This window comes from Myxococcus sp. CA039A (assembly GCF_013336645.1).
Taxonomy (GTDB): domain Bacteria; phylum Myxococcota; class Myxococcia; order Myxococcales; family Myxococcaceae; genus Myxococcus; species Myxococcus llanfairpwllgwyngyllgogerychwyrndrobwllllantysiliogogogochensis.
In genome coordinates, this window is record NZ_JABUMQ010000288.1 from 1 (window position 1) to 14,795 (window position 14,795).

General features: G+C 67.9%; 13 protein-coding genes. 6 read left to right on the plus strand and 7 right to left on the minus strand.

Going from position 1 to position 14,795, the window contains the following annotated elements; all coding sequences use genetic code 11:
* Nucleotides 1–1,163: hypothetical protein (locus HR086_RS35690; protein ID WP_174467854.1), on the plus strand; the 1,163-nt coding region annotated here is incomplete at its 5' end.
* 3 nt (nt 1,164–1,166) lie between these two features.
* On the opposite strand, the gene HR086_RS35695 is transcribed toward HR086_RS35690, so the two are convergent.
* Nucleotides 1,167–2,486 carry a YhcG family protein gene (locus HR086_RS35695; RefSeq protein ID WP_217442074.1) on the minus strand — a complete coding sequence of 440 codons (1,320 nt, stop codon included), beginning with the start codon at nt 2,484–2,486 and terminating at the stop codon, nt 1,167–1,169.
* Between the two features lie 113 nt (nt 2,487–2,599).
* Nucleotides 2,600–4,708 carry a TonB-dependent receptor gene (locus tag HR086_RS35700; RefSeq protein WP_174467855.1) on the minus strand — a complete coding sequence of 703 codons (2,109 nt, stop codon included), beginning with the start codon at nt 4,706–4,708 and terminating at the stop codon, nt 2,600–2,602.
* Nucleotides 4,709–5,213: 505 nt separating this feature from the next.
* Between HR086_RS35700 and HR086_RS35705 the strand changes: the two genes are divergently transcribed.
* Nucleotides 5,214–5,474: a hypothetical protein gene (locus HR086_RS35705; protein ID WP_141646278.1), complete on the plus strand. Its 261-nt coding sequence runs from the start codon at nt 5,214–5,216 to the stop codon at nt 5,472–5,474.
* Nucleotides 5,475–5,495: 21 nt separating this feature from the next.
* Here HR086_RS35705 and HR086_RS35710 read toward each other — a convergent pair whose 3' ends face one another.
* Nucleotides 5,496–5,774, minus strand: coding sequence for a LysR family transcriptional regulator (locus HR086_RS35710; RefSeq protein WP_141646277.1), 279 nt, complete (start codon nt 5,772–5,774; stop codon nt 5,496–5,498).
* A gap of 104 nt (nt 5,775–5,878) precedes the next feature.
* Between HR086_RS35710 and map the strand changes: the two genes are divergently transcribed.
* The 4 genes from map to HR086_RS35730 all read left to right on the plus strand — a co-directional run bounded on the left by map (nt 5,879) and on the right by HR086_RS35730 (nt 10,749).
* On the plus strand, nt 5,879–6,688 hold the full coding sequence (map, locus tag HR086_RS35715) for a type I methionyl aminopeptidase (RefSeq protein WP_174460848.1): 810 nt from the start codon (nt 5,879–5,881) through the stop codon (nt 6,686–6,688).
* Nucleotides 6,689–7,046: 358 nt separating this feature from the next.
* Nucleotides 7,047–7,673, plus strand: a complete 627-nt coding sequence (locus tag HR086_RS35720) for a hypothetical protein (RefSeq protein WP_174460849.1) — start codon at nt 7,047–7,049, stop codon at nt 7,671–7,673.
* Nucleotides 7,670–9,433 (plus strand): hypothetical protein, encoded by a 1,764-nt coding sequence (locus HR086_RS35725; protein WP_174467856.1) that lies wholly within the window; start codon nt 7,670–7,672, stop codon nt 9,431–9,433. The genes HR086_RS35720 and HR086_RS35725 overlap by 4 nt, the downstream gene beginning before the upstream one ends.
* A 692-nt stretch (nt 9,434–10,125) precedes the next feature.
* A complete protein-coding gene (locus HR086_RS35730) occupies nt 10,126–10,749 on the plus strand; it encodes a hypothetical protein (RefSeq protein WP_174454110.1) in 624 nt (207 codons plus the stop codon).
* 40 nt (nt 10,750–10,789) lie between these two features.
* Here the strand turns inward: HR086_RS35730 and HR086_RS35735 are convergent, their stop codons facing one another.
* The 4 genes from HR086_RS35735 to HR086_RS35750 all read right to left on the minus strand — a co-directional run.
* Nucleotides 10,790–11,320 carry a GNAT family N-acetyltransferase gene (locus HR086_RS35735; RefSeq protein WP_254626595.1) on the minus strand — a complete coding sequence of 177 codons (531 nt, stop codon included), beginning with the start codon at nt 11,318–11,320 and terminating at the stop codon, nt 10,790–10,792.
* Nucleotides 11,321–11,386: 66 nt separating this feature from the next.
* Nucleotides 11,387–12,211 (minus strand): hypothetical protein, encoded by an 825-nt coding sequence (locus HR086_RS35740; protein WP_174454111.1) that lies wholly within the window; start codon nt 12,209–12,211, stop codon nt 11,387–11,389.
* Nucleotides 12,212–12,323: 112 nt separating this feature from the next.
* Nucleotides 12,324–13,430, minus strand: a complete 1,107-nt coding sequence (locus tag HR086_RS35745) for a type IV pilus twitching motility protein PilT (protein WP_174454112.1) — start codon at nt 13,428–13,430, stop codon at nt 12,324–12,326.
* A 1-nt stretch (nt 13,431) separates the two neighbouring features.
* Nucleotides 13,432–14,795 (minus strand): type IV pilus twitching motility protein PilT (locus HR086_RS35750; RefSeq protein WP_254626596.1); only part of this gene is annotated, 1,364 nt, incomplete at its 5' end.

Sequence of the window (14,795 nt, forward strand, 5' to 3'; positions counted from 1 at the left end):
GCGGGGAGCCGGACGCGGGGCCTGACGGTGGGCGGGATGGTGGGATTCCGCTTTCCGAGGACGCGGGGCCTGACGGTGGGCTGAACATCCCCGTCCGGCCGCTGGGGGATGGCGGTGTGGATGCGCGGATGACGGCGTGGAGCGACTGCGAGGACGGCTGGCAGTCGCGCACGGTGCTGCCGCTGGGAGCAGACAGGGGGTATCCACAGTTCGCCCTGGATGCGGACGGTGAGGCGTACTTCGTCGAGTACACCGACGCGGTGCTGCGAGTGGTGACGACGAAGCCCTGGCGCGTCTTCGCCGAGACGGGTTTCGCGGGAGGGCAGTGGTGGTTGGGTGGCATCCGCGTGGATGCGGCGGGTGAGGTCCATCTGGCCATCAGCCCGCGGTCCGATGACCTGGCGCAGGTGGTCCCCACCGATTTCCTCCATCACACAGGGGGACGCTGGGAGCACGCTCGGCTGATGAGTGGCCTGGTGCGTGCCCATGACCTGGATGCGCAGGGCAGGCTGCATGCCATCAGCCTGGTGGATGCGGTGAAGCACCGGCTCAACCATGTGCAGGGTCGTATTGGTGATTTGTCTGTCATCGATACGGGCATCGAGCTCGGGTCGCTCTCCACGCGCGTGTCGCTGCGCGCGGATGGCCAGGGCAAAGCCCATGTGACGTATGAGTACGACGCCGTGCTTGGACGCGCTGGCATCTTCTACGCGACGAACGCCTCGGGGACGTGGGTGAGGGAGCAGGTGGCCGCTGCGGGTGCGAATCCGGTCATCGCGGTGTCACCAGCGGGGGTGCCGCACATCCTTTGGGCGAAGGCGGGCGTCTTGTCGCTGAGCAGCCGGAGTGCTCCAGGCGAGTGGTCGACGAGCATCCTTCCCTTCGAGTCGTCTTCTGGTGAGCTGAGGTTCTCCGCCTCGGGGGTGATTCATGTGCTGCGCAATCTCGGGAAGCGGTTGGAGTACCGGAACGACGCGCGGGGGGATTGGGCGCCGAAGACGGTCATCGACCTGGAGTCCAGCCTCCTCGATTCACCCTTCTTCGACTGGGCCCTGGAGGTGGATGCACAGGGCCGCGCGCATGTGATGTACACGGAACTGGTCGAAGCCCAGGAGCCGATGCGAATGCTCCGGCGCATCGGCTATTCGCGCCAGTGTCCGTGAGCATTACCGCGTCGCTCGTCCTCCACCCGCTCGCTTGCGAGGTCGCCGCGGGTGTTGCCCCTTCGGCGTGCGAACGCCCGGGGCGCGCGCGTCGAGCAGGCGTTTGTCGCGGGCCAGCTCTCGCTCCAGTTCTTCGACGCTCGGCAGATAGGTCACGTACTTGGCGGCGAAGAGTTGTTCATGCTCGTGGAGGATGGAGTAGCGGGCCACCGCTTCGTTCTTCTGCGCGCAGAGGATGAGCCCAATCGTGGGGCCATCGCCTTCTGTTCGTCCCTGCGCATCGAACAGCCGCACATAGCTGTCCATCTGGCCCACGTCCTGGTGCGCGAGCTTGCCAAGCTTGAGGTCGATGAGCAGGTAGCACTTCAGGATGACGTTGTAGAAAACGAGATCGACGTAGAAGTGTTCGTCCTCGAAGGACAATCGCTTCTGTCTCGCCACGAAGGCGAAGCCCCTGCCGAGCTCGAGGAGAAAGTGCGAGAGCTTGCCGAGGATCGCGCGCTCCAGGTCGCTCTCGCGCAGCAGCTCGCTCTCGGGAAGGTCGAGGAAGTCGAGGACGAAGGGGTGCTTGATGGCGTCGGCTGGTCTCTCGAGGACCTGTCCCCGGGTCGCGAGGTCCATGACGCCGTGCTTGTCGCGGCTCTTGAGCAGGCGCGCGAAGAGGTGCGTGTGAATCTGTCGTTCGAGGTGCTCGACGGGCCAGGAGCCGCGCTCGGCCTCGATTTCGTAGAAGCGCCGTTCGGCCTCGTGCTCGAGCTTCATGAGCAACCGATAATGTGACCAGCCGAGCATCGGCGAGAAACCCTCGAGAACGCCCTGGTGCCCGAGTGCTCGCTCGAGGTCCTGGAGCACGCCTCGTTCCTTGTGGCGGAACTCACGCTCGGGGCCGGTTGATGCGCCCGAGGACGCCCTTGAAGATTCGCCACTTTCGATGTGGCGAATCTCAGGGGAGCGGTCTGCGTACGCGAGATAGAACGTCCTGAAGTAGCGGAGATTCGTCGTGGAATAGCCCCGACCTACTCGCTCTTGAAGGCGGGCGGAGAGGGCTTCGAGGAGCTGGTCGCCATAGCCTGCTCGGTGTGCGCCGCCTTGATGGAACTCGACGAGTTCTCGCCCAATCTGCCAGTACGCCAGCACCATCATGCTGTTGATGGAGCGAAGGACCTGCGCGCGGGACTTCTCGAGAATCGCCACCACGCGCTCGAGCAGGGAACCGACGTCGGGCGCTCTGGACCCCGCTAACGTCGACTGTTGTCTCCGTGGCGCCGAGGATTTCTTGCCCTTCGCTTTCGAGGTCTTCTGGCGGGACTGCTTCGTCGTCAACGACCACCTCTGTGCTGAATGAGTGCCACCATTCTTCCTGGCGGCGGAGAGGTCCACCCTACTGGATGGGTGTGACGGTGCTGCCGGGGATGCCGTGTGACCGCCTCGGAGGCTCAGGGCGCGTCACGAAGTCGCAGGCCCACGCGCGCGAGCAGGGGCGGGCCCAACGTGTCCACGCCCGCGCGGCCCGCGAGGTATTCGCGGTCGAAGAGGTTCTCCACCGCGGCGAAGAGGTCCACCTTCCAGAAGAGCCGCCGGCTGACGGCCGCATCCACGACGAGCGCGCCACCCATGCCGCGCTCATTGAGGTCATCCTCGTATTGAGGCCCGGTGACTCGGAGCTGCACGGTGGCGGTGACGAGGGACGGGTCCTCGAAGGTGAGGCTGGCGGCGGCTCGATGCCTGGGGTCCTGCGCGAGCTGTCGGCCCACGAGCGCCGGCTGGCCGGGCGCATCCGTCACGGTGGGGTCCACGAAGGTGTACCCGAGGAGCGTCGTCCACTGGCGTGACAGTCGCCAGTCGATGCTGGCCTCCACGCCGCGCACGCGAGCGCGGCCCAGGTTCTGCCGCTCGCGGCCCGCGCCGTCGGGGAGGGTGACGTTGGTGATGGGGTCCTCAAGCACGTTCCAGAAGCCGGTGACGCGGGCGGTGAGGGTGCGCAGGGGCTCGACTTCCACGCCAGCCTCCGCGCCCCACAGGCGCTCCGCGCCGAGGTTCGCGTTCGCGGCGGTGAACACGGTGCCGACCTGGAAGGGGCGATAGAGCTCGTTGAGCGTCGGTGCGCGGAAGGCTCGATACCCGGAGGCACGCAGCGTGACGGCGTCCCAGGGACGCAGGCGCACGCCCAGGCGTGGGCTGAGCTGGTGCTCGGTGCGGTCGTCGAAAGGAGTGGTGTCCACCGCGCCGTTGGCTCGCTCGACACGTTGGAGCCCTTGCGTGTTGCGCCAGACGTCGAAGCGGAGCGCGGCCGAGAGCTCCAGTGCGGAAGTGATGGCGTAGAGGTCCTGGAGGAACACGCCACCTGTCCACTGCGTGCCGCCGGCTTCACGGGTGAGGACGGTTTCAGGGGTCTGCGTGGGTGGGAAGAGTTGCTCGCGGGATGTGCCCGCCATCCGCCGAGCGTCGAGGCCCGCGGAGAGCTGATGGGTGCCACCCGCCGTCCAGCTCGGCGCGGTCCACACGAGTGAGGCACCCTGGTCATCAGCAGGCACGTCCTGGGACGCGGCGAGCGACTCAGCGGCGCGGTCCTGGGCGACGCGTGCGCGGTTCTGTTCAAAGCGAAGGGCACGGCCGTAGAGGTCCAGGGAGAAGGTGCCCAGTGTGTCGGTTTGAAGTCGCGCGCCCGCGCCGAAGTGCGCCAGCTCCACGCGAGCGGTGGTGAAGCGGGTGCCTCCGTTCTGGTTCTCACGGAAGAGGTTGGCGCGAGCGGACAGCGTCAGCGCGTCAGAAGGTTGAGCTTCGACGCGGCCGTTGAGGACGACATGGTTGCTGGGCGTGTCGCTGTCGATGGCGCCGCGTTGGCCCGGGGTGACGATGCGATAGCCGCTGCTGGTGAGCAGCTCGGTTTCGACAGCGGCGGCGATGGGGCCCCAGCGGTGTGCACCGCGCGCGGCGAGGAGGCCCGTGTCGCGGTTGCCGGCGGAGAGGTCCGCGTCGAGCGCCGGGCCGGTGATGGGGCGGGAGATGAGCTGCACGACGCCGCCGAGCGCGGAGCTGCCATAGAGGGCGGAGCCGCCACCGGGGACGACCTCGATGCGGTCCAGTCCAAGGCGCGGGAGCGAGCGCCAGAAGACCCAGCCCCCGAGCGGGTCATTGACGGGGACGCCGTCCAGCAGGACGAGGGTGCGCGCGACACCGGACGGAGCGAGACCGCGCAGGTTGAGGCCCTGGGCGGTCGGGTCGGAGACGAGGCTCGGCGTGCGGCGGAAGGTGGCGACCGAGGGCAGGGAGCGGACGAGGGTGTCCTGCGTCAGCGAGGGACTGCGGTCGATTTCCTCGCGAGGCAGCACCACGGTGGTGGCGGGCACATCTCGCACGGGACGTGGAAGGCGCGTGCCCGTGACGACGGTTCGCGAGGATGCACTTGTCTCCGGCGTCGCTGTGGGCAGCGCCGTGCTTGATGGAACCTCAGGCGCGGTGGACGCATCGGCGATGGGAGCAGCAGGCGCCTCGTGCTGTGAGGGTGCCTCGGCGAAGGCGCGGGAGGTCGCCACCTGCTCCATGGGCGCATCGACAGCGACACGAGGGGACGTCTCAGGCGCCGTGGGTACATTGGCGGCGGGCCGCTCCGGTACAGCTACGGAGGAGCCGTCGGAGCCGTCGGAGCCGTCGGAGCCGTCGGAGCCGTCGGAGCCGGCGATGCGAGTGCGCGACTCAGGCGATGAGGAGGTGCCAATGACGGTGTTCCGCGCGCCGGACTCCGTCGTCGTTATTCCGGTGTCTGGTGTTTGAGCCCAGGCCAGTGACGAGAGCAGCACCCAGGGAACCACGAGCCGACGAGGTGATGACGGGATGCATGACGACCTGCGCGGCATGTCTGGCGGTTCCTTTTCGGTCCGGGGGCTCTCGGCGCGGCAGTATGTCCCCACCTCGGGCACGGGCGCCCGCCGAGCGTCATGAGGCTCGGCGAGGCCTCGTGGTATCGTCCAGTTCGCAACGAGCGCGGGGGCATCCTGGATGTGTGGTCACGACGTGTTGGAGCGGACTTCACACCCGCGAGGCGGGGTGATGAAAGTGCTCGCCGCGCGGAGGCTCAATGACAGGGACTGCGCGGTCTCCCTCGAGCTGGCCGGGTCACGTTACGAACTCGTGGCTGAGCGCATCTGGGGACCGGAACAGGGACCAGGGCTGGCGTTGGGAGATTTCTCGCCCTCGCGAGTCTTCGCCGACCTGCCGCTCAGTGCGCGCCAGCTTCGCGAGTTGATTCGCACAGCGGTCCTGTCTCACCGGGGAGAAGCCCTGGAGTTCCCGGTGGAGGTTCCGGGCTAGCGAGCAGGTGTGCGCTTTGCCTCACCCGCCCGCGTCGCGAGGTGAGAGGCCGCGCACGGTGAGCACCGCGGTGTCCACCTCCGCGAGGATGCGGCGCGCGTGGTGAAGGAAGACCTCTCCAGCGGGAAGCAGGCGCATGCCCTGTCGAGTGCGCTCGAAGAGGCGCGTGCCGAGCTCGTCCTCGAGCGCGAGGATGTGGCGGCTCAGCGGCGGCTGGGTGAGATGGAGCCGGCGCGCGGCGCGGCCCACGTGGCGTTCCTCGGCCACCGCGACGAAGGACTGGAGGTGGGTGATGCTCACGGCCCCAGGTTACCGCGAGCGCTCATGTCCTGCACCCCCGCCCTCGAGCGCGATACCGAAACAGCATTGGACGCTGACGCCCCCCAGGGACACCTTGGCTCCCCATGGGAACACCATTGTTCAAGGGCACCGAGGTAGAGCGTCTGCGTCGTGCGGGCGAGGCGGCTGCTGGCACGCTCGCCTGGGTCGCGGGGAAGCTGACGCCGGGCATCTCCACGGAGGACATCAACCAGTGGGTGCGCGAGGACACGGCCCGTCGAGGCGGCACGCCCAGCCAGTTGGGCTACCACGGTTTTCCCGCGACGGTCTGCACCAGCCGCAATCACGTCGTCTGTCATGGCGTCCCACGCCCGGACGAAAGACTGGCCCCCGGTGACATCATCAACGTCGACGTCACCACCTGCCTGAACGGCTACCACGGAGACACGTCGGCCACGTTCTGCATCGGTGACGTTTCCGCCGACGCTCGGCATGTGGTGGACGTGGCACGCCGGTGTCGTGACGTGGGTGTCTCCGTCGTGCGTCACGGTGCTCGGATGGGCGACATCGGCGCGGCCATCCAGGAGCTGGCGGAGAAGGAAGGGTGCAGCATCGTGCGGGAGTTCGGAGGACACGGCATCGGACGCTCCATGCACGCGCCGCCCCATGTTCCGCATTTCGGCTCGCGGGGGACGGGCATCACCTTGCGCTCCGGCATGGTGCTCACCATCGAACCGATGGTGAACCTGGGCCGCCCCGAGATTCGAATGCTCGCGGACGGCTGGACGGTGGTGACGGAGGACGGAAGCCTCTCCGCGCAGTTCGAGCACACCATCCTGGTGACGCGCGAGGGCTGCGAGGTGCTCACCCCATATCCCGGTGCTCATCCGGTGGTGGAGCCACCCTCCCGGACGTCACAGCCCGAGGCCCGTTGAGTTGAGCCTGGAGCACGACGTGTTCGACGCAGCACCGTCGAGGTCTTCCCGTCCGGCGGCGCACCGGGCCGTTCGATGACAGCCGTCGTGCTGCCCCGATCTCCGACCGCGTGACACTCCTCCGCGAGATTGTTTCGGGCTGAATGTCTCCGCACCCTGGCTGCTTGATGCTGGTGGGCGAGGGGAGTCCTCCCCACGCCTGTCTCGGGCTGAATCCTTCCGAGACTCCGGCTGTTTGATGCCGGTGGGCGAGGGGAGTCCTCCCCACGCCTGTCTCGGGCTGAATCCTTCCGAGACTCCGGCTGTTTGATGCCGGCGCGAATTGCGGCTAGACGTGTGGCCTGCGAGTGGGGGCCGCATGCGCGCACGAGGCGACAAGGTCGGAGTCGGGAGCGTGGTGTTGGGCGTCGTACTGCTCGCGGCGGGAATCCCCCTGCTGGTGCCTCGGCACATTCCACGCGAGGACGCCGCCGCGAACCCGGCCACGGTGCACCAGGAGCCAGCCGAGGTGGCTCGGCCTGGAGACCCGCGCAAGGACTCGCCGGAGCCTGTCCTTCACATCGAGCAGGTCCAGGGACCTGATGGCCTCACGGTGCAGGTGGCGAGTTCCACCCCCGCGACATCCCTGCTGACGAGGTTCGCGAAGGACGCACTGGTTCCCCTGACTCCAGATGAGGAAGCGCTCCTGCGTGAGGAGCCCGTCGACGACCTGGCCGCGCTCGTGACTCGTACGGAGCGAGCCTTCCAGGACGCGAGCCCTGAAACCCGGGCACGACAAGAGCAGCGCTATCTCGCCGCGCTCAATCTCGTCGCGAAGCTCTCCGCATCACCTCCGGACGACGCCCGTGCACGGGACGAGGACACTCGCTACCAGCGCGCGCTCGCGGAGGAGCAGGTGAAGTGGAGAACTCTCTCGCCCGCGGAACGAGACCGCGCGCAAGAGACATTCAAGGAGTGGTTCTTCCAGGGGGAGCAGAAGCGATGAAGTCGTTCATGGGGGCGCTTCGCGTGGTGTTGCTGCTGGCGCCGATGATGGCGTGGGCGGGGCCGCACTACGTGGCATCGCGGGACTGGGGCAGCTTCATCTGGCTGAGCACCTGGCTCGACGCGGGACAGACGTACACCTTCGAGACGCGAGAGCTGACGGGCTCCGTGCCGGACACGGTGCTGCACGTGTTGCGCGACAGGAATGGCTGGAGTCAGGTCGCAGTGGGTGACGACTGCCAGGGCGCCACGCGCTCGTGTGTGACTTTCGTCGCGCCGGACTCAGGCTACTACCGCGTCTGGGTGCGAGCGTACGCGGATGGGCGCGGCGGCACGGCGAGCCTGTATCGCAACGGGACGCTGCTCCTGTCGCAGCAGCCTTTCGGAGGCGTGCCGCTCCTCTTCGCGTGGAACGCGAAGGACACCTTCAGGGCCTCGGCCACCAGCCCCGGAGGCGGAGACCATCTCCTCTTCCTGCTGCGCTCCAATACCGAGTACCTCCAGCACGATGACGACAGCGGGCCGAAGTACTACCCGCTCGTCACCGCGACGAGCACGCAGAACGTCGGCACTCAGCGCGTGGTGGTGGGGCGCTTCCCGGGCAGCGCCGGAACGGCCAGCTTCGTCCACGACGAGGAACTCTGGTCCACCATCTTCGATGACAACGACGGTGACGAGGATGGGCTCTCGGACTCGCTCGAGCCGCTCATCGGACTGAGTCAGAACAACGAGGACTCGGATGGGGACTCGATAGCGGACACGCTGGAGGTGTTCGGCAATGACGGCTTCTCCTTCTCCGAGTGGAGCAGCCCCACGGCAAGGGACCTCTACGTGGAGGTCGACTGGATGCAGCACCCGACGAACCCGTACCTTACGCGGCAGCCGTACGCCGGCCTGGTGGCGGACGCGGCGGCGGTGTTCGCCCAGGAGACGGGTGGGAGCGTGCGGCTGCATGCCTTTATCGACGGCGCGCTGCCCTGGCATGAGGTGGTCTGCTACGGGAGCTGCGCCAACGGCGTCGACTTCTACGCGTTGAAGCAGAGCGCCTTTTCGTCCGCGAACCCCGAGCGCCGGCCGTACTTCCACTACGCGATGTGGGCCAACCGGCACACGAGCCTCACGAGCTGCTCGTCGGGCAAGGCCGAGCTGCTGGGCAACGACCTCATCATCAGCATGGGCTGCTTCAGCAGTCCGAGCATCCAGGAGCAGCGCGGCACGTTCATCCACGAGCTGGGCCACAACCTGAACCTTGACCACAACGGCAACGACGTGCCGGGGCAGTACAGCGTGGTGCATGACAGCGTGATGAACTATCGCTACCAGTTCGCGGGCGTGAGCAACTCGGGGTGGCACTCATACTCGTTTGGCGACAACGGCTGCGCGGCGTGTGGTTCGTCACCGAAGGCGGAATGTGTCTCCTGCCGCGATGGCTTCCTGGGCTGCGGCTTCCCGGGCTGCGGCTCCTGCGACTGCGACGTGGGAGAGTGGGGCTCGCTGGAGCTCGACTTCTCCGACGACGGCGACGCGGATGATGGCGCGAGCCGAGGCTCGAAGCGCTCACTGCTGACCCGCTATGCGCCGGACGACAAGGGGGGCCCCGCGCGCTTCCAGCCGAGGGTGCCGCACGAAGAGCCCTCGCTGGTGCGACGGCGTGACGACGTCCGGCGCAAGCGGGAGCGACTCCTGTCTCGGGGACGCGTGGAGGGACGCGACTTCCACGTGTCGGCGGATGGAACGCTGCTGTACGCGGAATGCCTCTGACCTCGACGGTCAGGATGCGTCAGGTTCGTTGGGAGCAGGGTGCCCCAGCCCGCGTCAATCACCACCGGTCCCTGGCCCGGCTTTCCCTAGACGTCCACGGGGACATCCGCCACCCCATGGTCGAAGGGGCACTGGAGTTGTCGCGTGTCGTCATGCGGGTCCTTCCTCGGACGGGCGAGAGTAGGTGGGGCGCACCGTGACCGAAAGCCGCGAAGCAGACTTGCCGCCGCATCGCTGGCCTCCCTTTATTAGAAGGGCGAAAGTCGGCGGAGGCGGAGGGCACTTGCCCTGCAGAGGAGCACGTGATGCCGAAGTCGGAAGGACCACACCGGCTGGGCGCGCGGAGCTGTGCGCTGGGGTTCTTGCTGATGCACGGCGCCTGCTGGCTTCGCCCCGAGCCTCCCGCGACGGACGCAGGCTCTGTTGTCGCGGCGCGGTCCGAAACCCCACCGTCTTCAGCCGTGGGCGGGGTTCGTGAGCCGCCCGCTGGAGGACTCGCTCCGTCCGACGTGGCTTCGCGTGACTCCAGGCGCGCTGTGCCTTCGTCCGCCGACGGAATCACGGTGTCGGGCGCCTCCGCGGAATCGACGTCAGATGGAGGTACTCGCGCGTCGGAGTCACCTGGCTCCCTCGCGTGCGCGGACGTGTGGCGCGCGGCCCGGGTGGACGTGGCCTTTAAGGAGACGCCGGAGATGCGCTCCATTCAGCGCACAGGTCCACGTCTGGAGCGACGGTTCACCGTGGCCCGACAACTTCGAGGTGCATACCGCCATGGGGGCCAGTGGGCCTCGGTGCTGGAGTACGAGGCAGGCGAAACGCGCGGAGGCGTGAGCTACGGGCTCACCGTGCCAGAGGTCCTGGCGGACCTGACGGGACGTACCGTGGGCTGGGTCAGCCACCGCGAGCCCGCGAGCTGTGTCTCCATCGACGGAGAGCATCCAGAACTCCTCTCGGGCGACACGCTCCGCGACGCGGACGGAGGGCTCTTGCTGCTCACGGTACCGAGCGCGCCCACCACGCCGGAAGGCGAAGTCCTGCTGCCCACGGGACTGGTGCCGGAGCTGCGAGTCCGGTGGGAACTTGCTGACTGCGAGCGGCGAAAGGACACACGCACCCAGGGCGCACGGCTCCGGTTCGAGGATGCCCGGAAGCGTGGCGGATCACCCGTCACTGTCTCTGTTGGAGAGACGAAGCGACTTCTGCTGGGAGGTGTCCGCTACGAGGTGCGCGTGGCGAGAGCGCAGGCGGACACATCGGACCGCTGCGGGCAGGCGGTGTTCACGGTGTTCCGAGAGGGGCTCCGCGAGGAGTTGTAGTCCTCCTGTGCCTCGGGAGGCCGCACGGACACGTCGAAGCTCAGTCGACCCCGTACACGCGGCTCGGGGTGCCCTCATAATCGGTGATGCGCTCGAACCGCAGCCCGAGTCGCTCCGCGACGCGGAGGGACGGTGCATTCTCCGGATGGATGATGGCGACGAGGGGCACATCGGGGAGGTGTCGCCGGGCCTTCTCCACGGCGACGCGCGCGGCCTCCGTCGCATAACCCAGCCCCTGGGTCCGAGGCGCGAACCGATAGGCGAGGTTCAACACCGTCCGACCCTCGAACAGCTTGTGGCGCACGCCGCAGACGCCCACGACGACGCCCGGTGTCTCTCGTTGCTCCACGGCCCAGTACCCCACGCCGTGTTTCGCCCAGTCACTCAACCACAGCGCCAGCAGCTCCCTCGCGGCGTCCAGCGAGCGCAAGGGGCCGGAGGGGTTGAAGCGAGAGGTCTCCGGGTCGCCATGGAGTGTGAACACCGCGTCCAGGTCGGTCTCGCGAAACGGGCGAAGCAGCAGCCGTTCCGTCGTCGTGCTCTCGAAGCCGTGAAGCATGGTGTGCATCATGTTCCGCGTCGCCTGCTCGCGCACGTCGGTTCGTCGCGGTTCCAGGCCCTACCGAGGGTGTGTGCCTCAGCGTGGCTGGTTGGTCAGGACGGGCACAGGGAGGGCCGCGAGCGTAGCGGTGAGGTCTCCCTTCAGCCGATGGAACGTTCTCAGGAACTTGAGGGCCAGGGGGCGGGTCGGCGCCTCGGGTCGCGGGGGACGGCTCCAGTAGGACACCAGCCGACTCTCGAAGCCGAGGTCATCCAGGAAGGGGAGCACGTCATGAACTCCCAGCAGCAGGCGAGGCGCGTGAGAGCCGTGGAGCACCACATGACGATGGCCGTCGTGTCCCCACTGCCTGCTCCATCCCGTGGCCGACGCGCGCTTGAGGTAGCTGTTCAAGGCTTTCTGTCCGGTGGGAAGCCGCAGCAGCTCGCGCAGGAGTTGCGCCATCAGACCGCGCTCGGTCGGGAGGCTCTTCTTTCTCGTGCGCAGGCGCCAGGACTCCTGGGCCGACAGCTCCGCGGTGCTCAGGAAGTGCTTCTCCTGCTTCAGATGAGAGAGCGCGTGACGGCCGACGAGCCCATCGGGGAGCGCCTTGCGCATCAACCCCAATCGCAGGTCGCGAGGCTGGTCCAACGTCCGTTGTTCCGCCCAGCGGATGAAGGGGTTGACCTTGTCCGAGGCTTGTCGTTCCCACACCAGCCCCCGCATCTCGGAGGAGGTGTCTTCATCCAGCTCCGCGCAGTCCTCGGCGAACTCGGGGTCTCTGATGAGCTGGGCGACCCGGGTCCTCGAGCTGCGGCGGGAGCGCCGGTGCAGGCTCGCGCGACTCTTGCGAGCTGCCTGTCGGTGCGTGGAAGGCAACAGACTGCGTGCCATCTCGAAGGACTTGTCATCGCCGTAGCGCATCCAGGGCTCCCTTGCGGGCCCAGCGACGCCACGGCCTTGCCTTCCTGACACCGGAGGAGAAGGTCTCCCTCGCGCCCGGACAGTTCCGCCGTCGCGGGCGGCCTGGGGGCGACTACGCCTTCATCGACTCCGGCAGCACCCAATCCGGCTTGAGGCGCTGGATGACCTTGGCCAGGTTCTCCTTGTCCTGGGCCTTCTCCAGCGCGGCGTCGGGCGTGACGATGTTGTCGCGCACCAGCCTCTCCAGGTGCATGTCGAGCGTCTGCATGCCCTGGCCCTGGCCCGCCTGCATCTTGGATGCAATCTGGAAGACCTTGCCCTCGCGAATCATCGCGGCGATGGCCGCGCCACCCACGAGGATTTCCAGCGCCGCCACGCGGCCCTTGCCATCCGCCGTCTTGATGAGCTGCTGCGCGACGATTCCCGCCAGGCTCTCCGCCAACATGCCTCGCACCTGCGCCTGCTCGTCGGCGGGGAACGAGTTGATGATGCGGTCGATGGTCGCCGGCGCGCTGTTGGTGTGCACCGTGGCGAACACCAGCACGCCGAAGCTCGCCAGCTGGAGCGCCAGCTTCATCGTCTCGTTGGTGCGAAGCTCGCCGATGAGGATGACGTTCGGGTCCTCGCGCCCCGCCGAGCGGATGGCCGTGGCGAAGCTGGACGCGTGCGGCCCCACCTCACGGTGCGTCACCTGCGCCCGCGCGGACTCATGCACGAACTCCACCGGGTCCTCGATGGTGAGGATGTGCGCGGGACGCGTCTGGTTGATGTGGTTCACCATCCCCGCGAGCGTCGTGGACTTGCCGCTGCCCGTGGGGCCCGTCACCAGCACCAACCCGCTGCGACGCTCGGCCAGCTTGCGCACGATTTCAGGCGTCTTGAGGTCGTCCAGCGTGAGGACCTTGCTGGGAATCGTGCGGAACACCGCGCCCAGGCCCGTCTGCTTGTAGAAGTAGTTCGCGCGGAAGCGGGCCTTCGTGCCGTAGCCGTAGGCGAAGTCGAGGTCCAGCTCCTCGACAATCTGCCGCTTCTGCTGCGGGTTGATGAGCTCGAACAGGAGCCCTTCGACTTCCTGGGGCGTGAGGGGCAACTCGTGCAGCGGCGTCAGCTCGCCACGGATGCGGCCCATGGGGGGATAGCCGGTGCTCAGGTGCAGGTCGCTGCCCTTCTGCTCCAGCAGCATGTCGAAGAGCGCGGAGATGCGCGGCGTGGTGCTCATCTCAGCCCCCCTTCCTTCCCATCAACGAGCCCATCTTGCTCAAGAGCCGGGCGCTGTCCTGCTGCGTCTCCGGCGCGGCCACGGACGTGCCCGGCCTCTTTCCCGTCACCACCGCCTCCAGCTCGTCCGGGTTGTCCACGAAGCCCTTGGCCACTTCCAACTTCACCTTCTGCGCGCGCACCAGGTCCGCCATCGAGTCCTCGAAGCGGATGATGCCCAGGCTCTTGCCGCGCTGCTGGAGCGAGGGAATCTGGTACGTCTTGTTGTCGCGGATGAGGTTGCCCAGCGCCACCGAGCCGGGGAGCACCTCCGCCGCCGCCACCATGCCCTTGCCGTCCGCGCTCGCCATCAGCCGCTGGCTGACGATGAGGCGCAGGCCGCTGGACAGCGACAGGCGCACCTGCTGCTGGTCCGCCGGCGGGAAGAGGTCGATGAGGCGGTCGATGGTCTTCGCCGCGCTCGGCGTGTTCATGGTGCTGATGAGCAGGTGGCCCGTCTCCGCGGCCGCCAGCGCCATGCGCACCGTCTCCGTGTCGCGCAGCTCGCCCACCACGATGACGTCCGGGTCCTCGCGCAAGCTGCCCTTGAGCGCGCTGGCGAACGTCTTCGTGTGCGCGCCCACTTCGCGCTGGCTGATGAGCGCCTTCTTGCGCGGGTGGACGAACTCCACCGGGTCCTCCACCGTGAGCACGTGGTGGGACGTCTCGCGGTTGATGAGGTCCACCAGCGCCGCCAGGGTGCTCGTCTTGCCGTGGCCGGACGGGCCCGTGACGACGATGAGCCCCTGATGATGGTGCGTCGCCTTGGCGATTTCGACGGGCAGCCCCAGCGACTCCAACGTGGGGATGTCGCGCGCAATCACCCGGAAGGTGCCCTTGAGGCCCGTGCGGTGCCGCGAGACGTTGACGCGAAAGCGCCCCATCTCCGGCGAGTCGAGCGAGAAATCACAGCTGCCGTCGCGCTCCAGCACCGGGCGCAGTCGCTCCGGCACCACCGGCATCAACATGCCCTCCACCCGCGCCGCATCCAGTGCGCCACCTTGGGGCACCAGCTCTCCGGCGAGGCGGAAGAGCACGGGGCGCTCGGCCACGACGTGCACGTCGCTGGCGCGGCTGCTGCGGCCCTGCTCCAGGACAATGGCCAGGTCCCTGGCTCCGCCCGTCAGGCGCGACGTCGCCAGCGAGCGCGCGGCCTCCTGGGTTCCCGAGGGGGCGTACCCGGCGCTCTGAGGCGCGGCGGTATTCCCGGATGCGGTGGGCGCGGAGGCATACCCGGGCCCACCGCTCTGAGGGGCGGCGGCTTGCGCCGCGACAGGCGCCGGCTGGGGTGTGGGGGGAACCGGAGCCGCCCGCGCCGCCACGGGTT